This window comes from Peteryoungia aggregata LMG 23059, assembly GCF_030814435.1.
Lineage (GTDB): Bacteria > Pseudomonadota > Alphaproteobacteria > Rhizobiales > Rhizobiaceae > Allorhizobium > Allorhizobium aggregatum.
The window spans coordinates 112,798-132,238 of record NZ_JAUSUW010000010.1; the positions used below are offsets into that span (position 1 = coordinate 112,798).

The 19,441-nt window shown below is 60.4% G+C and carries 16 protein-coding genes; 11 read left to right on the forward strand and 5 right to left on the reverse strand.

All coding sequences use genetic code 11. The annotated features are described in order from the left end of the window. Positions 1-61 precede the first annotated feature (61 nt). The 5 genes from J2045_RS17050 (at position 62) to J2045_RS17070 (ending at position 6,462) form a co-directional block, all read left to right on the forward strand. Positions 62-2,386: a family 78 glycoside hydrolase catalytic domain gene (locus J2045_RS17050; RefSeq protein ID WP_307374916.1), complete on the forward strand. Its 2,325-nt coding sequence runs from the start codon at positions 62-64 to the stop codon at positions 2,384-2,386. 91 nt (positions 2,387-2,477) lie between these two features. Continuing rightward, a complete protein-coding gene (locus J2045_RS17055; protein ID WP_370873159.1) occupies positions 2,478-3,728 on the forward strand; it encodes an ABC transporter substrate-binding protein in 1,251 nt (416 codons plus the stop codon). Between the two features lie 64 nt (positions 3,729-3,792). Next, positions 3,793-4,656 (forward strand): carbohydrate ABC transporter permease, encoded by an 864-nt coding sequence (locus J2045_RS17060; protein WP_307374920.1) that lies wholly within the window; start codon positions 3,793-3,795, stop codon positions 4,654-4,656. Next, the gene (locus J2045_RS17065) at positions 4,653-5,477 is read left to right on the forward strand and encodes a carbohydrate ABC transporter permease (protein ID WP_307374922.1); all 825 of its coding nucleotides are present in this window, start codon (positions 4,653-4,655) and stop codon (positions 5,475-5,477) included. Before J2045_RS17060 ends, J2045_RS17065 begins: the two co-directional genes overlap by 4 nt. A 4-nt stretch (positions 5,478-5,481) precedes the next feature. Further along, a complete protein-coding gene (locus J2045_RS17070; RefSeq protein ID WP_307374924.1) occupies positions 5,482-6,462 on the forward strand; it encodes an ABC transporter ATP-binding protein in 981 nt (326 codons plus the stop codon). A 177-nt stretch (positions 6,463-6,639) separates the two neighbouring features. On the opposite strand, the gene J2045_RS17075 is transcribed toward J2045_RS17070, so the two are convergent. After that, positions 6,640-7,833 carry an ROK family transcriptional regulator gene (locus J2045_RS17075; RefSeq protein WP_307374926.1) on the reverse strand — a complete coding sequence of 398 codons (1,194 nt, stop codon included), beginning with the start codon at positions 7,831-7,833 and terminating at the stop codon, positions 6,640-6,642. 292 nt (positions 7,834-8,125) lie between these two features. Here J2045_RS17075 and J2045_RS17080 point away from each other — a divergent pair, with 292 nt between their 5' ends. The 5 genes from J2045_RS17080 (at position 8,126) to J2045_RS17100 (ending at position 13,854) form a co-directional block, all read left to right on the forward strand. After that, the gene (locus tag J2045_RS17080) at positions 8,126-9,370 is read left to right on the forward strand and encodes an ABC transporter substrate-binding protein (RefSeq protein WP_307374928.1); all 1,245 of its coding nucleotides are present in this window, start codon (positions 8,126-8,128) and stop codon (positions 9,368-9,370) included. A gap of 86 nt (positions 9,371-9,456) precedes the next feature. Then, positions 9,457-10,356, forward strand: coding sequence for a carbohydrate ABC transporter permease (locus J2045_RS17085; RefSeq protein WP_307374929.1), 900 nt, complete (start codon positions 9,457-9,459; stop codon positions 10,354-10,356). Continuing rightward, positions 10,353-11,225 (forward strand): carbohydrate ABC transporter permease, encoded by an 873-nt coding sequence (locus J2045_RS17090; protein WP_307374931.1) that lies wholly within the window; start codon positions 10,353-10,355, stop codon positions 11,223-11,225. The genes J2045_RS17085 and J2045_RS17090 overlap by 4 nt, the downstream gene beginning before the upstream one ends. A 22-nt stretch (positions 11,226-11,247) precedes the next feature. Continuing rightward, on the forward strand, positions 11,248-12,762 hold the full coding sequence (locus J2045_RS17095) for a DUF5060 domain-containing protein (RefSeq protein ID WP_307374933.1): 1,515 nt from the start codon (positions 11,248-11,250) through the stop codon (positions 12,760-12,762). Positions 12,763-12,780: 18 nt separating this feature from the next. Next, the gene (locus J2045_RS17100; RefSeq protein ID WP_307374935.1) at positions 12,781-13,854 is read left to right on the forward strand and encodes an ABC transporter ATP-binding protein; all 1,074 of its coding nucleotides are present in this window, start codon (positions 12,781-12,783) and stop codon (positions 13,852-13,854) included. A 139-nt stretch (positions 13,855-13,993) separates the two neighbouring features. On the opposite strand, the gene J2045_RS17105 is transcribed toward J2045_RS17100, so the two are convergent. From J2045_RS17105 to J2045_RS17115, 3 genes are all read right to left on the reverse strand, one after another. Beyond that, complete coding sequence (locus tag J2045_RS17105) at positions 13,994-15,040, reverse strand: AI-2E family transporter (protein ID WP_307374937.1); 1,047 nt, start codon at positions 15,038-15,040, stop codon at positions 13,994-13,996. 52 nt (positions 15,041-15,092) lie between these two features. Further along, entirely contained in the window at positions 15,093-15,899 is an 807-nt protein-coding gene (locus J2045_RS17110; RefSeq protein ID WP_307374939.1) for a transglutaminase-like domain-containing protein, read from the reverse strand. Between the two features lie 135 nt (positions 15,900-16,034). Further along, complete coding sequence (locus J2045_RS17115) at positions 16,035-17,111, reverse strand: sensor histidine kinase (RefSeq protein ID WP_307374941.1); 1,077 nt, start codon at positions 17,109-17,111, stop codon at positions 16,035-16,037. 670 nt (positions 17,112-17,781) lie between these two features. Here J2045_RS17115 and J2045_RS17120 point away from each other — a divergent pair. Then, positions 17,782-18,135 (forward strand): cupin domain-containing protein, encoded by a 354-nt coding sequence (locus J2045_RS17120; protein WP_307374943.1) that lies wholly within the window; start codon positions 17,782-17,784, stop codon positions 18,133-18,135. Between the two features lie 18 nt (positions 18,136-18,153). Here the strand turns inward: J2045_RS17120 and argE are convergent, their stop codons facing one another. After that, positions 18,154-19,320: an acetylornithine deacetylase gene (gene argE, locus J2045_RS17125; RefSeq protein WP_307374945.1), complete on the reverse strand. Its 1,167-nt coding sequence runs from the start codon at positions 19,318-19,320 to the stop codon at positions 18,154-18,156. Positions 19,321-19,441 lie beyond the last annotated feature (121 nt).

Here is a 19,441-nt window from a genome sequence, read left to right on the forward strand (position 1 = left end):
CGATATACAAACGTCGAAACACCGGGGGAGGCAAGCGGTGTTCTGAAGCAGGAGGCAAGCCATGGACACGCCCTACAAAAGCGCGCAGCAGCAATCTCGCCTGCCCGGCCATTTCGCCACCGCCGAGATGATTTCACCTGCCTGCGACGCCGGACAGGGGCAGGCTGGCACTTTCGTGTCCGCCGCGGTCGCGCTCCCCGCCGCTCCAGATCGGGCGATCCTCAGGATATCCGCGCTCGGCTTGTATCGTGCCTTCATCAACGGTGTCCGTGTCGGAAACGATCTGCTGACCCCGGGCTGGACCTGCTACGATGCCCGTATTGCCTACCAGACCTATGATGTCACCCACATGCTGCGGCCGGGGGACAATCGACTGGAGATTTGGCTCGGCGACGGGTGGTATCGCAGCCAAATTCTGTGGGCCTCCAATCCAATCTACAATTGCTGGGGAGAGCACATTGGCGCGATCGCCGCGCTTGAGGTCAACGGCCTGCCTCTCCTGGTTACCGATGGAAGCTGGAAAAGCGGTTTCACCCCGGTGTCGCGCAATGGCATCTATTATGGCGAGGACTATGACGCGCGCATCACGCCATGCGCCGACAGTGCAGTTGACGTCATCGCGTTCGACAAGGTCCTGCTGGTCCCTCATGAAGTCGATCCGGTCAAGGAGTTTGAGCCACGCGCGCCGGTTGCCGAATGGCGGGACGCGGATGGGCGCAGGATCTACGACTTCGGCCAGAATGCGGGCGCCTATATCCGGCTGCGCACCCAGGGAGCGGCCGGCGCGTCACTGAGGATCGAGCACGCGGAGATATTGGGCCCCAATGAGGAGTTCGACAACCGCAACTACCGCAGCGCCCGGGCCGAGTTGCGTTATGTTCTGGCCGGGGACGGCGAGGAAGTCTATGCGCCGCTCTTCTCCTTCATGGGCTTTCGCTATGCCCGCATTACGCTCGAAGGTGACGTGGAACGGCTTTCGGTCGAGATGGTGCCGATCAGTTCGGTCCCGGTCGCAGCCGGTGGCATCACCACCGGAATTCCGGCCGTCAATCGGCTGGTCGAGAACACGGTCTGGTCCCAGCGGTCGAACTTCATCGAGATCCCCACGGATTGCCCGCAGCGCGACGAGCGGCTGGGATGGACCGGCGATGCGCAGGTTTTTGCGGGTACGGCCTGCTGGCTGGCCGACAGCGAACGTTTTCTGATCAAGTTCCTGCGTGATGTCATGCATGATCAGCGGGAAAATGGCGCGGTCCCGCATTTCTCGCCCGACCCGACCCGTCTTCACCCGATCGATGAGCGGGGCGACTGGGCTGGTTCCACCGGCTGGGGAGATGCCATCGTCATCATTCCCTGGCAACTCTACCTCCATTACGGCAACCGCGAGGCGCTGGCCGAGTGCTTCCCGGCGATGCTCAAGTGGCTGGATTACCTCTGGAGCATCTCGGACGGCCCGATCATCCGCCCGCCGGCGGTGTGGGGTGATCACGGCTTTACCTTTGGTGACTGGCTGCAGCCGGTAGGCGACAACCGCAAGCCCCGCCCGACGGTGGCCGATGACTGCGCCGCCACCCTCTATCACTTCATCTCCACGGAGCTTTCATCACGCATCGCCGGAATTCTCGGCGACGCCGCGCAAGCCAGCCGGCTTGAAGCGCGCGCCGAAGAGATTCGCCGCGCCTTCGTCCGCGAATACTTCTCGCCGTCCGGCCGCATTGCGCACAACGACCAGACATCCTGGGCGCTCGCCTTCCTGCATGATCTGGTCCCGGCAGAGTATCATGAGGCCGGAAAGGCCTATTTCCGCCGGGTGGTTGAGGAGACGGACGGCGTGATCGGGACCGGCTTCATCGGGACCCCTGCCCTATTGCCGGCGCTTACCCGTTTGAACATGCTGGATTTGGCGGAAAAGGTCTTCCTCAACCGCAAGGTCCCAGGCTGGCTATACCAGGTGGATCGCGGTGCGACATCGATCTGGGAGCGTTGGGATGCGATTGCCGAGGATGGCTCGATCTACGATCCGGATATGAACAGCTACAATCACTATGCCTATGGCGCCGTCTGCCAATGGCTCTTTGAGGATGTCGCCGGCATCAAGCCTCTGGCCGAAGCTGCGGGATTCCAACGCGTTGAGCTTGACCCGGCCATTCTGCCAAAGCTCTCACCGGTGAAGGCCTGGCACGAGGTCAGGCAGGGCCGAATTGAGGTTGAGTGGGAGCTCGCCGGTGATCAGGTCAGTTATCGGGTCGACCTGCCGGAGGGGGTAGAGGCGCGTTTCAAGGTCTCGCCGGCGCGCAGAGATGTCGTCATCGACGGAGCGAGCGTGTCTGCAGGGGGAGACGTCGCCTTGAGCGCTGGCAAACATGTCATCGCCTTTCGCATATGAGTTCGATCCCCGGAAAATTCTCGGGGGTCGGTGAGTGATCGAGTGGTCCATAGAGGAGGAAACGACCATGAGAATGATTGCAGCCAAGATCTTGACGGCATCGATAGCCAGCTTGCTGGCAGGCGCCGCCCATGCCGACGTGACGCTGACCATCCTTGCCGACACCAACCCCGAATCCGTAGCCTTTTTCGATGCCCTGACGAAAGCCTATGCGGAAAAGCGGCCCGACATCACCTTCGACATTGAAAGTCGGCCCGGCGGTTCGGAGGGCGACAACATGGTCAAGACGCGCCTCGCCACGGGAGAAATGGCCGACATCTTCCAATACAATTCGGGCTCGCTGTTCCAGGCGCTCAAGCCGCAGCAGACGCTGGCCGACCTGTCTGGTCTATCGAACGCGGGACATATTCAGGAGAGTTTCAAGGCGGTGGTGACCGCCCCGGATGGCAGCCTGCGTGGCGCACCCTTCGGTCCTGCCATGGGCGGTGGCATCTTCTACAATCGCAAGATCTACGCGGACCTTGGCCTCGAAGTGCCGAAAACCTGGTCCGAATTCATCGCCAACAGCGAGAAGATCAAGGCCGCAGGCAAGGTCGCTATCGCCCAGACCTATGGCGACACATGGACCTCCCAGCTCTTTGTTCTCGCAGACTTCTATAACGTCAATGCGGTGGTGCCGAACTTTGCCAAGGACTATACCGAGAACCGGGCGAAATATGCCACCACGCCCGCAGCAGCAAAGGGTTTCGAACATCTGGAGCAGACGGGCAAGGCCGGATTCTTCAACGCCGATTTCGGCGCGGCCAAGTTTGACGACGGCATGAGGATGGTGGCCACCGGCGAAGCGGCGCACTATCCGATGCTGACCTTCGGAATCGGCAATGTGGCGCAAAACTTCGCTGCCAACCTGCCGGATCTGGGCTTTTTCGCCCAACCCGGCGACGATGCGGCGAAGAACGGCCTGACGATCTGGATGCCGTCGGCCCTCTACGTACCAGCGGATGCCGAAAACCTTGAAGAGGCCAAGACGTTCCTGGATTGGATGATCTCGAAGGAGGCCTGCGAGCTGATGGCGAAGACCGTGCCATCAGGCCCCTACCTGATCAAGGATTGCCAGCTGCCTGCCAATATCCCGCAGGCCGTGTCCGACATGCTGCCCTATTTCGAAACCGACGGTCGCACGGCGCCGGCACTTGAATTCCTTTCCCCGGTCAAAGGGCCAGCGCTCGAGCAGATCACGGTTGAAGTCGGCACGGGGATCCGATCGGCCGCAGACGCTGCTGCTCTCTACGACCAGGACGTCGAAAAACAAGCCAAACAACTCGGCCTGCCCAACTGGTAACCTCCCGCCAGTCGCACCCCGCCCGGACACCGTGTCCGGGCGGGGTCTGATCCGGAGAAAAAAGATGGCGACGCAGAAGTCCCCCTATCCCTATTGGTTCATCCTTCCGGCAGCGATCGTGTTCACGGTCCTGTTTCTGGTCCCGACCTTTGCGTCCCTGTGGTTCAGCCTGACCCGCTGGGACCTGTTTTCGGCAGAGTTCATCGGGCTTGAGAACTACCGACAGTTCCTGCGCGAACCCTTCCTGGTCCAGGGCCTGGTCAACACGCTGATCTATGCCTTCGCCACCTCCGCCACCAAGTCGGTTTTCGGCCTTCTGCTGGCCGTCCTGCTGACCTCTGGCCTCTGGGCACAAAACTTCCTGCGGACCATCGTGTTCTTCCCCGTTCTGGTCTCGACGATCGGCATCGGCATCACCTTCTCGGTCCTCATGCATCCGACCAATGGCATGATCAATGTGGCGCTGAAGGCGGTGGGGCTGCCAGGCCCCGGCTGGCTCACCGACCCGGCACTGGCCCTCTATTCGGTGGTCTTTGTCGATTTCTGGAAAGGTGTCGGTCTCGCCACGCTCATCTACATTGCCGGTCTCGCCACAATCAGTCCCGATTACTACGAGGCCGCCAGGATCGATGGTGCCACCCGCCGCCAGATGTTCTTTCGGGTCACCGTTCCGCTGGTCCGCCCGGCGACCGTAACGGTCGTCACCCTCTCCCTGATCGGGGGCTTGAGAAGCTTCGACCTGATCTGGGCCATGACCCGCGGTGGCCCGGGCTTCTCCTCCGACGTTCTGGCGAGCGTGATCTACAAGCAGTATCAGGCAGGCTTTTATGGCCTTTCGACCGCCGGCAACGTCATTCTCTTCCTCCTGATCGGTCTCATCATCCTGCCGATGACGGCCTGGTTCAATCGCCGGGAGGTCGACCTGTGACCCGCCGCCAACTCTATACGGGCCTTGCCTCGCTTCTCGCAGCATCCATCATCTTCATCCTGCCCTTCGTCTTCATCCTGCTGACGGCAGCAAAGACGAAGCAGGACGCCGCGCGCCTGACATTTTCCTGGCCGGTGGAATGGCACTTCTGGGATAACTTCCTCCAAGTCCTGCAGACGCGAAACTACCTTCTGCTGCTCGCCTATTTCAATTCGACGGTCATCACCGTCTTTGCCGTAACCCTGCTCGTCCTGTCCGGGGCAATGGTCGGCTATGTCCTGCAGCGCCGTCCCTCCCCCTGGAACAAGGTGATCTACTGCTTCGTTCTGGCCGGGCTTATGATTCCGCCGGCCGTCGTGCCAACGATCTGGGTGTTGCAGTCAATCGGCCTGTTCAAGACGATCACCGGCATGATCTTCATTCAGGGGGCTTATGGCCTGGCCTTCTCGGTGCTTCTGTTCCGCAGCTTCATCGCGACCATTCCGCGCGACCTAGACGAGGCGGCGCTGATCGATGGCGCAACGCCGCTGCAGATCTTCTTCCGGGTTATCCTGCCGCTCCTGAAGCCGGTGACGGTAACCGTCATCGTGGTGCAATCGATCACGATCTTCAACGACTTCACCAATCCCCTCTACTACCTGCCGGGTCGCGAGAACGTCACGGTCCAATTGACCCTCTATAATTTCCAGGGACAGTTCCAGACGCAGTTCAATCTGCTCTTCATGAACATCCTGCTCGTCACCATCCCGCCGCTTATCGTCTACATTTTCTTCAACCGACAGATCGTGGCCGGCATGACCGCCGGTGCCGTCAAAGGATAGCCGCATGACCAGTGTCGTTCTCAAGGACATCCGCAAGAGCTTCGGCAGCCTCGAGGTCATCAAGGGCATCGATCTGAAGGTCGAGAAGGGCGAGTTCTGCGTCTTCGTCGGGCCCTCCGGCTGCGGCAAGTCCACGCTGTTGCGGATGATCTCGGGCCTTGAGACATCCAGTGCGGGCCAGATCATGATCGACGGAGAGGACGTCACCCATGCGGAACCGTCCAAGCGTGGCATCGCCATGGTTTTCCAGTCCTATGCGCTCTATCCGCATCTGACCGTGCGCGAGAACATTGGGTTCGGTCTGTCATTGGCGGGGAGACCGAAGGGGGAGATTGCCGAAAAGGTCGCGAGAACGGCAGAAAGCCTGCAGCTCACGCACCTTCTTGACCGCAAGCCGAAGGCTTTGTCCGGCGGCCAGCGACAGCGCGTGGCAATCGGGCGCGCCATCATTCGCAACCCGAAGGTTTTTCTCTTCGACGAACCCTTGTCGAACCTCGACGCGGCGCTGCGTTCGCAGATGCGGATGGAACTGACCGATCTGCATGCCAAGCTCGGCGCAACGATGATCTACGTCACCCATGACCAGGTGGAAGCCATGACCATGGCCGATAAGATCGTCGTGCTGAACGGCGGCCAGATCGAGCAGGTCGGTGACCCGATGCAGCTCTACAACCACCCCGTCAGCCCCTTCGTCGCCGGTTTCATCGGTTCCCCGAAGATGAACCTCTACACCGGCGCGATCGCCGCCGACGAAGGCTGCTCGACCTATGGCATCCGCCCGGAACACATCGTGCTTTCCCGGTCGCACGGCAAATGGGAATGCCGGGTGCGCCATATCGAGCGTCTGGGGGCGGACACGGTGGTCTATCTCGATAACCCCGCGCTGCAACAGATTGTCGCCCGTGTCCCGGGAGATTTCGTGATCACCCAGGCCGAGATGATTTTCGCCAGTCCGGAGGACGGCAAGGTGCATCGGTTTGCATGACCCCTGGTTCCTGATTGCCTCGAGGCGCCGGCAGGAACCCAAGGGAACGCGCGGTGAGGCGGCAGTGGCTTTCATCTGAGAGCGGCCCGATAGGGTCCCTCTCCCATCGGGCGGAGGTGCCACAAGTTGGAAACAGTCGATTCTCACGTACCGGCAGAACCTGCGCCCGGCTATCGGTCAGGACAGACGTCCGTGGTGTCGGAGCACCAGCCCGACCGCTCCCATGCAGTTGTCGTTTTCAAGGAACTTGCCGGTGACGAATTGCGGATTGGCCCCCTCGCCGTCACCCGGCTTGACCAGCGTGTGCCGCGCATAGGTCGACCTTATCGGCGCCATGATGAGTTCGCCGGCTGTGGCGAGACTGCCACTGATGACGAAAAGCCCCGGGTTGATGATGGTGCCGACCGTCGCCAGGCCACGACCGGCGGCCTCGGCCGCATCCTCCAGCAGCCGCTGAAAGCCGACATCGCCGCCTTGCGCGATCTTGATGAACTCCGCCATCCCGAGGCTGCGGGACAGGCGCCGTTCGGCAACGCCGAGGATTGCCATGCCGCTGCAGTAAAGCTCCAGGCAGCCGCGATTGCCACAGCTGCAGAGGTCGCCGCGCGGATCGAGGACCATGTGGCCGAATTCACCAGCCGTACCGGCAACACCGGTCAGCACCTTGCCATTGGCAACAATCGCCCCCCCGATCCCCAGGTCGAGCTTGAACAGGACAAAATTGTCAAAGCCTGCCGCCGCCCCCCACATCATTTCCGCCAGGGCGGCGCAGTTGCTTTCATTGTCGGCAAAGATCGGCTTCTGCAGCACCGGCTCGAATGTCGCACGCAGATCGACGCCCTGCCAGCCGGGGAGTTGCGAGCCGCGCATAATCTTTCCGCTCGGCGTGATCGGTGCCGACACCGCGAAACCGACACCAAGCAGTCCAGAATAAGGAAGACTGTGCTCCTTATAAATGTTGTCGATTGCCTGCTTGGCAATCCGTGTCGCCTTTTCCGGCCGGTAATTGCTTTCCAGCGGAATGGCGATGTCGGCAAGCACGCTGTGCGCGACATCGGCGAGAACGACCCGGATCTCGTTTCGTCCGAGATGGACACCGAGACAAGTTCCGGCTTCTGGATTCAGCGAATGAGCGAGCGCCGGACGACCGATGCCGGGGCTTCGCGTCTCGACCTCCACGACCAGGCTCGATCGCTTCAGGTCGGCAAGGATAGTGGAGACGGTGGATCGGGCCAGTCCGGTGGTGCGCGCGATCTGCGCCGCGCTGACGGCCCCATGGCCGCTCAACGCCCGCACGACCCTCGCCACAGGAGTATCAACCTGACGCTCGTCGAGAAGGCCATGCAGCCCCCCACTAATCATGTTGGCCATATCGCCTCGTTCCCATCCACCCCGCGCTTGCCCGCCCTGCTCACATCGACATCAGGCACGCGCGTGCTCCCATTTAATGGGACTAATGTCATTTGTGAAGGAAGGCCTGGCACCATTTTTACAAAACGAGCTCTCCAAGCCCCCAAAGACACGAACGCGACATAAAGAAGCGGTCGAATGGGTAAAATTGGCGATAGTTTTGTCATGGATGACATAATTAATATTGACAAAGAGAGGGTACAGCGATCTAAAAAGTGGTGAGGAAGAGACTACCAAAACGGGAGGAAATGTTATGAATCTGGTCGCCAACGCGCTCCGGACGAGCACGGTGCTCGCCACGCTGACACTGTTTACAAACCTGGCATCCGCTGAGGATGTGACTTTCTGGACGCTGAATTTTGCTTCGGAAGCGTCAAATTCCGCCATGCAGAAAATTGCCGCCGATTTTGAAGCCGCCAATCCCGGCGTCAATGTCGAGATCGTGACGCGCGGCGTCGACGACCACAAGACCGCCCTGCGTGTCGCGGCGGGCTCCGACAAGGGACCCGACATCTATTTCAGCTGGGCGGGCCTCGGTCTTGGCGGCGAATACATCAAGGCGGGCCTCAGCCTGCCGCTCGACAAATATTATGCGCAATACAAGTGGGACGACATGCTCGTGCCTGCAGCCGCCTCCTTCTCCAAGATCTACGAAGGCGGTCGCCATGGCGTGCCCTTCACCTTCAAGGGCGAGGCGCTCTATTACAACAAGGCATTGTTCGCACAGGCCGGCATCACCGAACTGCCGGCGGATTACGACCAGCTGGTCGCCGCCGCCGAGAAGCTGAAGGCGGCCGGCATTCCCGCCATCACTTTTGGCGGCACGGTGAACTGGCATGTCATGCGCCTGATGGACGTGATCCTCGAATCCAAGTGCGGCATGGAAAAACACGATGCGTTGAAGAACATGCAGGCAAACTGGAAGACGGAACCCTGCGCCACCGCTTCCTTCGAAGAGCTCGACAAGTGGAGCAAGAACTACATCCTGAGCCCCTTCATGGGCATCGACAACGCCCGCTCCTTCAATCTCTTCCTTGCCGGTCGCGCGGCCATGATGCTGGAAGGCGACTGGCTGGTGCAGCAGCTGGCGGAAGCCGGCAATCTCGACGATTACGACATTTTCCCATTCCCGACGGGCACCAACCGGCTCTACGGCTTTGCCGAGTATCACTACATCAGCAGCAAGAGCAAAAACCCGGATCTGGCGGCAAAATTCCTCGATTACTTCGTGTCGACGCCGGTACAGCAGGAAAGCCTTGGCAAGTTCAGCACCACCTCGATCAACAAGAACGTCGCCTATGAGAACCTGCGCCCGATGGACCAGAAATGGGTCGACATCTTCGCAGCCTACAGCCAGGTCTACATGAACGGCGACCAGGCTTTCCCGCTTGACGTCACCACCGAATATTTCCGGGTGATCAACGAAGTGGCGAGCGGGAATGGGGCTGCGGCAGACGCCGGCAGCAAGCTTCAGGCCTTCATCGACAACCGTCGATAGACAGCAACATGGCGCCTGGCCCGGTTGCGGGCCGGCGCTACCCCTTGCCGCTGTGCGCAGTGCCTGCCGAGTGCATGGAGTGTCTTGTGACGTCCAGATCCATCCTGACCCACCAGAGAACACAGGCCGCCCTGCTGATCGCGCCGGCGCTTGTCATCTACCTCGTCTTCGCCATCTACCCGATGCTCGACGTGATTGCCTTGAGCTTCCAGCGCTGGAACGGCCTCGACGCCAACAGGACTTTCGTCGGCGTCAGCAATTATGCCGATATCTTCATGCGTGATCCGGTGTTCTGGGGAGCCTTTCGCAACACCATCATCTGGACGGTCCTTTCAACGATCTTTCCGCCGTTGATCGGACTGCTTCTTGCCCTTGGTCTCAACCAGCCAATCCTCGGGCGAAACGGCCTGCGCGCCATTTTTTATCTGCCGGTCATCATCGCACCGATCGCTGTCGCGACGATGTGGCGATGGATGTATGATCCCTTTTTCGGCCTGTTCGGCCAGCTTCTGACCTCGCTTGGTCTGGATGCCTGGAATCAGGACTGGCTTGGGGACCGCGATATTGCGCTCTACTCGGCCTTCGTTGCCTATGTCTGGCAAAGCGTCGGCTTCTCCATGGTCCTGTTTCTGGCCGGCCTTCAGGGCGTCAGCAAGACGCTGATCGAAGCCGCCCGCATCGATGGTGCCGGACGCTGGAACGTCTTTCGCTATGTGACGCTTCCGGCGCTCAAACCTACGATCACCATCGTTCTCGTGCTGGCAATCATCTCATCGCTGAAGGCCTTCGACATCATCTACGGCCTGACCGGCGGCGGGCCTGCCCAGTCGACGCAGATGCTGGCGCTCTGGGCCTTCACCCAGTCCATGCAGATTTTCGATTTCGGACGCGGCAGCGCCATCTCGGTCGTGCTGCTGCTCATCACCCTTTCGGTTGTCATTCCCTATCTGCGATGGACCCAGAAAAACGAGGAGACCGAGGAATGACCCGTGCGTCTCCCGTCGTCGACTTTCATCCGATGGACAAACCGAAGCGCGACTGGGTTCTGGTGGGCCTCTGGATCACGCTTGCCATAGTCGCCGTCATCTGGATCGCGCCTTTCGTCTTCATCACCTTCACCTCGCTTAAATCGACCGCAGCCGTGATGAATTCCAGCGCATTTGCCCCGCCGGTCGATCCGAAGTTCAGCAATTACGCCAGCGCCTGGGACCGGGGGCGGTTCAACACGACCTTCTTCAACAGCGTCATCATCACCACCATCAAGGTGCCGCTCGGCCTCATGATTTCGGCCATGGCCGCCTATGCGCTGGCCAAGATCGAATTTACTGGACGAAAGCTGCTGCTGCTCGCGATCCTGTTCGGGACAATGATCCCGTTCCAGGTCATGCTGGCGCCGCTCTTCACGCTGGTGAACGGGCTGCACCTGATCGACACCTATCCCGGCGTCATCCTGCCCTATCTTGCATTTGGCGTTCCCTATCAAGTCTTCATCCTGCAGAGCTTCTTTCGCGGCATACCCAAGGAGTTGAGCGAGGCTGCCCGCATCGATGGCGCATCGCATTTCGTCATCTTTCGGCGGATCTTCCTGCCGGTATCGCTGCCGGTGCTCGCCGCCCTGCTGATCCTCGATTTCGTGGCAACCTGGAACGAATTCGCCATGGCGCTGGTGCTTCTGCAGGACCGCGAAATGTGGACCCTGCCACTCGGTCTTTCGGCCTTCCAGGGCCAGTTTTCCAGAGATTACGGGCAGCTCAACGCGGCCATCGTGATGACGGTCCTGCCGGCCGCCATCGTCTACCTCATCTTCCAGCGCTACTTCGTGTCGGGTCTCACCTCCGGCGCGGTCAAGGGCTAATTTACACATCAAGGACATACAGATGACCAATTCCACGATCGCCAAATGGGATATCTTCGAAGCCATGTTCGAAGGCCCATCCTCCGGCAACCCTTTCATCTCTGTCGAGCTGGAAGCCTTCTTCAGCCAGAAGAGCCGCAGCGTGCGCGTGCCAGGTTTTTATGATGGAGACGGCGTCTACAGGATCCGTTTCATGCCCGACAATGAAGGGGAATGGCAGTTTACCACGCGCTCCTCGGCGGCGGAGCTGGATGGACGCACGGGCGCCTTCACCGCCGGCCCGCCCCGCCCGTCGGTGCATGGCCCCGTCCAGGTGGCCAACAAGTTCCATTTCGCCCATGTCGATGGCACGCCGTTCCTGCCCTTCGGCACCACCTGCTATGCCTGGACGCATCAGCCGCTGGCGCTGCAGGCGCAGACGCTCGCGACACTGAAGGAGGCCCGCTTCAACAAGATGCGCATGGGCGTGTTTCCCAAGGACTACCCGTTCAACATCAACGAGCCGTTGCATGACATTTATGAGCGCGATGCCGAGGGTGAACTCGATTTCGATCGGCCGAACCCGGAAAGCTTCCGGCATTTCGAAAATCAGGTGAAGGCGCTGGGCGAACTCGGCATCGAAGCCGACATCATCATCTTCCACCCCTATGACCGCTGGGGCTATTGCGACATGAGCGCCGAACAGGACTATCGCTATGTCGCCTATCTCACGGCAAGGCTGGCGGCCTACCGCAATGTCTGGTGGTCGCTCGCCAACGAATATGACTTCCTCCTCAACACCAAGCCGATGGCGCAATGGGACCGCTATTTCCAGATCATCGAGGAAAACGACCCCTATCATCACCTGAAATCGATCCACAATGGCGATGTGAACGCCAATTACGATCACCGTCGGCCCTGGGTCAGCCATGTCTGCATCCAGAACTGGGACGTGAAGCGCACCCAGGAATGGCGGGAGGCCTATGGCAAACCCGTGATCAATGACGAGCCGGAATATGAGGGCAATATCATGCTCTCCTGGGGCAATATCTCGGCCCAGGAACTGGTACACCGCTACTGGATCACCATGCTGCGCGGTGGTTATGCCGGACATGGCGAGACCTTCATGCATCCAGATGACATCCTCTGGTGGGCAAAGGGCGGTGTCCTCTATGGGGAAGCCTGGAAGCGCATCGGCTTCCTGCGCGACCTGATGGAGGAGGATTGCAGGGCGGGGCTGACGCCGATTGCACGCGAGGCAAACTGGCCCTGGAGCCGCGTTTCAGGCGCGAGCGATGGCGATGTCACCTATGTTTATCTCGGCGAGCACCAACCGGTGATCTGGTCGCCCGGCCTGCCGCAGGTTCCCGGCGACTATGATGTCGACATCATCGACACCTGGGAGATGACGGTGACGCCGGCAACGCTCGTCGATGCGCCGGCCAACCACCCGACCCGCCATGGCGCTTCCTTGCGCCCGCGCCGGCCGGACGCGGCCTTTGCCGTGGAATTGCCCGGCAAGCCGCACCTGGCGATCCGCGTCAGGCCGAAGCGCTAGGCGCTGGGAGGAAGCAGCATGTCAACCGTCCAGATCCGCGACGTTCGCAAATCCTTTGGCGCCTATGCGGTGCTACACGGCATCGATATCGACATTGCCGATGGCGAGTTCGTTATTCTCGTTGGCCCCTCCGGCTGCGGAAAATCAACACTGCTGCGCATGGTAGCGGGCCTCGAATCGATCACCAGCGGCACGGTCAGCATCGACGGGCGCGTGGTGAACGGGCTTGAGCCGAAGGACCGCGACATTGCCATGGTGTTTCAGAACTACGCTCTCTACCCGCAGATGACCGTGGCCCAGAATATGGGCTTTGCGCTGGAGCTTGCCGGAGCCAAGCGCGAGGAAATCAAGTCCAAGGTGGACAAGGCTGCCGGCATTCTGGGCCTTGAACCCCTCCTGCAGCGCAAGCCCGCCCAGCTATCGGGCGGGCAGCGGCAGCGCGTCGCCATGGGCCGCGCCATCGTGCGCGACCCGAAGGTTTTCCTGTTCGACGAACCGCTCTCCAATCTCGACGCCAAGCTGCGCGTCAAGATGCGCGCCGAGATCAAGGCTCTGCACCAACGGTTGAAGACGACGATCATCTATGTGACGCATGACCAGATCGAGGCGATGACCATGGCCGACAAGATCGTCGTCATGCAGGGTGGCCATATCGAGCAGATCGGCTCGCCGCTCGACCTCTACGACAATCCCCGCAATGTCTTTGTTGCCGGCTTTCTCGGCTCACCGGCCATGAACTTCCTGGAGGGCGTGGTGACCGGAGGCGACATGCCGACACTGCAGCTTGAAGGCGTTGGCCGTATTCCGGTGTCGATGGCACCGAGCAGGGCCGATGGCGAGCCTGTGATGGTCGGCATCCGACCGGAGGATATCCGCCTTGGGGATCCGGACGGGATTGCAGCCCAGGTGCTGGTGGTGGAACCAACAGGATCGGAAACGCATCTGGTGGTGCAACTGGGCAGCCAGGAAATCACCTGCGTGCTTCGCGAGCGCATGATGCTGGTGCCCGGCGAGACGGTGCGCCTCTCCTTACGCTCCGAAAATATCCACTTCTTCGACCGGACAAGCCAGTTGCGCTTGGAGAAAGCGTAGAACCGGTCGCCCGTGGCGCCAGTCTGCGGTTGTTTCTCGCCCTCGACACATGCAGTTTACCGACCGATCGGTACTGGCAGCTTGAACCTGTTACTGCGCCCCAGTTCGCTCTCTTCTCAATGCCTGACTTGGCCGGAGCTCATGCCGGTTCCTGTTGTTGTAGAGTAAACAGTGACCATGCCGAAATAAAAAGTGCCGCAATCAGTGGCCCGATGACGAAACCGCTAAGACCAAAGAGTGAAATTCCGCCGACAGTGGAAATGAGGACGACATAGTCCGGCAGCCTCGCGCCCTGCCCGACCAGCGGCGGGCGCAGCAGGTTGTCGATCAGTCCTATGACGAGAGTACCGACCGCGATCATCACGATCCCCTTGATCCAGGCACCGACGAGAAACAGCCAGATGGCGGCCGGCACCCAGACGATCGCGGCACCGATGGCCGGCAGCATCGACAGAAAAATCATGACCACACCCCAAAGGAGTGCCGCTTCTATCCCCAAGGCCCAGAAGGTCAAGCCTCCGATGACGCCTTGGACGATGGCGATGATCACATTGCCCCGGACCGTGGCGCGGACAACGGCCGCGAACTTGTCGACGAACTGTCGCGTATAGTCGTCGCTGAGCGGAATGGAGTGGCGCAGGGTCTTTCCAAGAGATGCGCCATCCCGAAACAGGAAGAACAGAAGATAGAGCATCAGCCCCATGCTGATGAAAAATTGCAGCGTGTTCTGACCGAAGCTCAACACCCCGCCGGCAATTGACTGGCCAGCTTCCATCAGGCCGGACGAGAGGCGTGCCCACAACTCGGCAAAGCCATCAAGCTTCAGCGAAGTCAGCCAGGTGCCTACAAAATCCGGAAGCACTGCCTGCAAACGCAGAAGATGGGCGTTCAGGTCGATTTCATTGCTGCTGATGCGCTGATAAAGGCTCGTCCCTTCCTGAATGAGGGACACCAGGATGACCAGCGCCGGCAGGATGACGAGGCAGATGCAAAGGAGCAGCGTCAGCAATGCCGCGACCGTTGCGCGACCACCCAGCCACCGCTCCAGCCGCTTGTGAACGGGGAAGAAAAGGATCGCGAGTATCACGGCCCATAGAACCGCCGTATAGTAAGGAATGAGAAGCCACACGAAGGCAATCGTTGTAATGAGAAGGAGCACATAGAAGCTTGCTCGCTGGATGGTCATTTGGGCACCTTCCTCTTGTCGGCTCGGCCTTGCGCCGAGTGCCGGATGGCCATCAGTCGACTTCTTCCGTGACGACTTCGAAATGCGTCAGCGTTGCTGGCCCAAAGGCTGTCGAGAGCGCGACATCCGTGGCATCACGCCCCCTCGCCATCAAGATCCGTCCGATGCGCGGGACATTATGGCGGGCATCGACGGTCCACCAACGACCGCCGAGATAGACCTCGCACCACGCACTGAAATCCATGGGATGCGGATCTCTCGGCACGCCGATATCGCCGAGATAACCGGTACAATAGCGGGCTGGGATGTTGAGGCATCGGCAGAGCGTGATGGTGAGATGTGCAAAATCGCGGCATACACCTGTCCTGTCGATGAAACCGCCATGAGCCGTGCGCGTTGGGTCGGCCCTGTCATAATCAAAGACGAGATGGCCATGAACGAAGTCGAGGATGGCCTTGACCCGCGGCCAGCCCAAAGGCGTCGCAGAAAACTGCTTCCAGGCAAAATCGGCCAGACGGTCGGTGTCGCAGTAGCGGCTCCCCAGCAGGAAAACCAGGACATCGTCGGGCAAATCCTGAATTGGAAGCTGAACGGCCTGTTCGGGCAGGAATTCCGCCAAGCCGCTGTCGCTCACGTCGAATTGGGCCGAGATCGCCATCCTGCCGGCAGGTGCCATAATCCGGCTGCAGGCATTGCCATAAGCATCGAGATAATCGCGCTGGGGGATCATGCGGTTGAAGGAAAGGGTTTGCTCGCTGCAAAGGTCCCGTTCCCTTGATGGGTGAACCTTGAGGACGAGCAGCATCGGCGTCTCGTTCTGACATTCGTATTCGATGTGAAACCCTGCACGGATCTTCATGGCCCCGTCTTTCTGCAATGTCGCCAAACCAGTCTCTTGATCGCAACGGCTGAATCGCGTCGGCGTTCCGATCCATCTCCGTTTTGAGGATGGAGGAGGTCGTCAGCGTCACCCCGCCGTACAGCAGGCAAAGCCTCAGGCTGCGGTGCTCGAGGTCGAATGGAACGTCGCATGGGCCACGGTGACACTCATGCCCTTGTCGCTGGATGCAATCTCGACCCGCGCATCGAGTTGTTTCGCCAGAGCCTCGATGATCAAAGATCCCAGGCCAGATCCGGGCTCAGCCGGCTTCTCGGTCTCGCTGCGACCGACACCGTTGTCAGCGACGACCAGGCGCCAGTCAGTGTCGCGTGTCTCGTAACTGACTAGGACCCGTTCAGACCCCGTGGATACCGGGAAGGCATATTTGATGGCGTTGATGACGAGTTCGGTCACGATCAGACCGATGCTGACGGCATTACGGGACGGGATCGTGCTTTCGGACGCGTGCAGGTCGATGACAATCGGCCGACTGTCCACAATGATGGACTTCGCAAGGCCATCACATAGCTTCTGCAGATAGGCCGAAACTTCGATTTCGTCGACGCCATCCGTCAGGTGCAGGTAGTTCTGCACCGTGGCGACCGACATCACGCGCTGGTGGGCGTCTTCGAGATGACGACGGCTTTCCTCCGACGTCACGGCGCGTGCCTTGAGCATCAGAATGCTGGCGATGATCTGCAGGCTGTTGGCCACCCGGTGCTGCATTTCCTGAAAGAGAACGCGTTGCTGGGCGAGCAATTCCTCGGTGCGGTCCAGCAGGGCCTGTTTCTCCGCCTCGGCCCGCCTTGCCTCGGTGATGTCGCGAAACGCGAGCAGCGTGTTCGGGGCCGATGATCCCCCGTAGTCAACGGTTCGCGCCGACATCAGCAGCGTGCGGCGCCCGATCTTTGCGACGTCCCTGTCGAATTCGAACGCCGATATCTCGGGGTGATCCGGGATGGCTGCGGCAAGACGCTGGCGAAGGACCGGGAGATCCCATTGCCGCTCGTCCAGATCAAACAGGCTGATCCCGTGCGAACGTACCGGATCGATCTCGAAGGTTTCGAAGAAGGCGCTGTTCGCGGCTACCAGCCGCAAATGACTGTCGAGAACGACGAAGGGTTCCGGTATGCTTTCAACGATGGCAAGTGCTAGCCTTTTCGCGTCACTCGGGTCTCCGAATTGCTGCATCGGCTATCCCTCCATCGCAAGGCGGACGATCGCAATTGACCTGTGGCCCCGCACACCAAGAAAGACTACGCCTCGTTGTTCCACTTGGCCATAACAATCACACTCAATCATTCGCCCTTATCGCCGCGGCATGAACCGACGCCTTGCACGCGGACTTAGGCAACTTCGAATCCCGAACAAAGTTGCGTCAATCCTGTTGGATTGAGGCCCGCTCCGGCAAAAAATGCGGAAACGGCTCAGGGTCCGGATGCACGTCTTGTTCTCGCTCATTCGGCCGCAAAACGATCCAAACGCAAACCCTGCAAGCCTGAAACCGTCGACCGCTGCGCCATCCATCTCGTGGCGACCTGCGGCAGCGCGGGGTCGATGTGGGACTGCCGGCTGGAAGAGAAGGAGATGAAGCACGCAATCAGCATTGCTCGGCGCTTGGGGAGCAGGCTTCAAATCTTGCGCTGGCATGCCATGGACCGATCCGTTGCGGGTGTCACTCCACAGAGCCGCTGCAAGCCAATTTGATGGTTCAGAGTTCGCTGCCAAGCTGCTGCCGCAGGATCTTGGGAGTGGCGACCACAATTCAGCATAACGCCCTGCTGCCCGACGATGGATAGCACAACACGAGCGCCGCAACCGGCTCTAATGATGCGGAGACAAATCACGATCCGGAGCAACCATGAGCCTTATCAAGACCCTTGACCACAACCCGACTTTCGCCCCCACCCATGCCCTTCCCGCACCCGAACGGTTGATCTCAGGCAACCCAGAGTTCTCGACCTGGGCGATGGACGAGTCGCGAGACGGAAAGATCAAGTCGGGTGTCTGGCAGGCAACGCCGGGCCTCACCCATTCCATCAAGGGCGAGACCTTCGAATTCTGCCACATCATCGAGGGCGTGGTGGAGATCACCGAGACTGGACAACAGCCGATCACCTATCGGGCCGGCGACAGCTTCGTCATGAAACCCGGCTTCGTCGGCACCTGGCGGACAATCGAGACCGTGCGCAAGATCTACGTGGTCTGCTATTGAGCGGCCACTGGCGGCCCTTCAGGCCGCCAGTTCTCTCGCCAGCCGTTCCAGCATGGTCATGCAGGCCGCGAGTTCCTCCCGGAGGATGTACTCGTCTGGACGGTGGGCGCGGGTGATCGAGCCCGGGCCGCAGATGATCGAGGGAATACCCGCCGCCTGGAACAGGCCGGCCTCCGTGCCGTAGCTCACCGACGGTATCGCCGCACCGTCCGACAGCCGTTCCACAAGCGCGACGAAGTCCGCATCCTGGGTCGGCGCCAGCGCAGGATAACTCGAAAGCTCCTTCCAGTTGGCCGATAGCAATCGCCCTTCCGCCTTGGCCAATGTGACCAGTGCATCCAGTTCTTCCAGAACCTTGGCGCTCACGTCCTGAGGCGCCACGCCTGGCACCGAGCGCACCTCGAAGGCGAGACGGCACAGATCAGGAATGATGTTGACCGCGCTCCCGCCCGACACGATGCCAGCCACGACTGTCGAGGACGGCGGTGAAAAACGCGGGTCGAACGGGCCTTCCGCTTCCATGCGCGCCGAAAGGTCGCGGATAAACAGCAGCAGCTCCGCTGCTGGATAGAGGGCGTTCTCGCCCTGCGCCGGCTGCGAGCTGTGCGCCGCCTTGCCGGTGAAGGTGATCTCGATCGCCTGTTTTCCCTTGTGGGAGAGCACCGGTCGCATGTCGGAGGGCTCGCCGACGATACAGCCTGCAGGCGGCGCGCAGAGGTCCGGTAATTTTGCAATCATATGCGGAACGCCGCGACAGCCGATTTCCTCGTCATAGGAAAAAGCGAGATGCACCGGACGTTTGAGGCCTGCCGCCTTGAACACGGGAACCGACGCCAGCATGCAGGCGAGAAAGCCTTTCATATCGGTGGTGCCGCGAGCCGTCAGCCGCCCGCCGTGATCACTCAGGCGGAAAGGATCTGCTGACCACACCTGCCCCTCGACCGAGACAACATCCATATGGCCCGAGAGCACATAACCGGGCATGTCCCTCGGGCCGATGGTGGCAAAGAGGTTCACCCGATCGCCTTCCGGTCCGGGCAGTACGGCACACTCCCCCCCCTGGGAGGCGAGATAGCCCCGCACATACTGGGCAATCGCGTCATTCCCCGCACCCGGCAGCAAGGGGAAGGACACGAGATCGGCCAGCAGCGCCTCGACCGAAAGAGCTGCACCAGAAACACCCATTCGCAAGATCCCCTTTTCAATCAATCACGTGTTGTCGACCATCATCCGCGCTTTGCCGCGCAGTTCATGCCGAAGAGGCGCCTTGGCGCAGGAGATCCTGCGGCAAAGCTGCCCCATCCCT

Bases quoted from the DNA above. Each gene is read 5' to 3' on its own strand.
- J2045_RS17050 (WP_307374916.1), top strand. From the start codon at position 62: ATGGACACGCCCTACAAAAGCGCGCAGCAGCAATCTCGCCTGCCCGGC.
- J2045_RS17060 (WP_307374920.1), top strand. From the start codon at position 3,793: ATGGCGACGCAGAAGTCCCCCTATCCCTATTGGTTCATCCTTCCGGCA.
- J2045_RS17070 (WP_307374924.1), top strand. From the start codon at position 5,482: ATGACCAGTGTCGTTCTCAAGGACATCCGCAAGAGCTTCGGCAGCCTC.
- J2045_RS17075 (WP_307374926.1), bottom strand. From the start codon at position 7,833: ATGGCCAACATGATTAGTGGGGGGCTGCATGGCCTTCTCGACGAGCGT.
- J2045_RS17080 (WP_307374928.1), top strand. From the start codon at position 8,126: ATGAATCTGGTCGCCAACGCGCTCCGGACGAGCACGGTGCTCGCCACG.
- J2045_RS17090 (WP_307374931.1), top strand. From the start codon at position 10,353: ATGACCCGTGCGTCTCCCGTCGTCGACTTTCATCCGATGGACAAACCG.
- J2045_RS17095 (WP_307374933.1), top strand. From the start codon at position 11,248: ATGACCAATTCCACGATCGCCAAATGGGATATCTTCGAAGCCATGTTC.
- J2045_RS17100 (WP_307374935.1), top strand. From the start codon at position 12,781: ATGTCAACCGTCCAGATCCGCGACGTTCGCAAATCCTTTGGCGCCTAT.
- J2045_RS17105 (WP_307374937.1), bottom strand. From the start codon at position 15,040: ATGACCATCCAGCGAGCAAGCTTCTATGTGCTCCTTCTCATTACAACG.
- J2045_RS17110 (WP_307374939.1), bottom strand. From the start codon at position 15,899: ATGAAGATCCGTGCAGGGTTTCACATCGAATACGAATGTCAGAACGAG.
- J2045_RS17115 (WP_307374941.1), bottom strand. From the start codon at position 17,111: ATGCAGCAATTCGGAGACCCGAGTGACGCGAAAAGGCTAGCACTTGCC.
- J2045_RS17120 (WP_307374943.1), top strand. From the start codon at position 17,782: ATGAGCCTTATCAAGACCCTTGACCACAACCCGACTTTCGCCCCCACC.
- argE (WP_307374945.1), bottom strand. From the start codon at position 19,320: ATGGGTGTTTCTGGTGCAGCTCTTTCGGTCGAGGCGCTGCTGGCCGAT.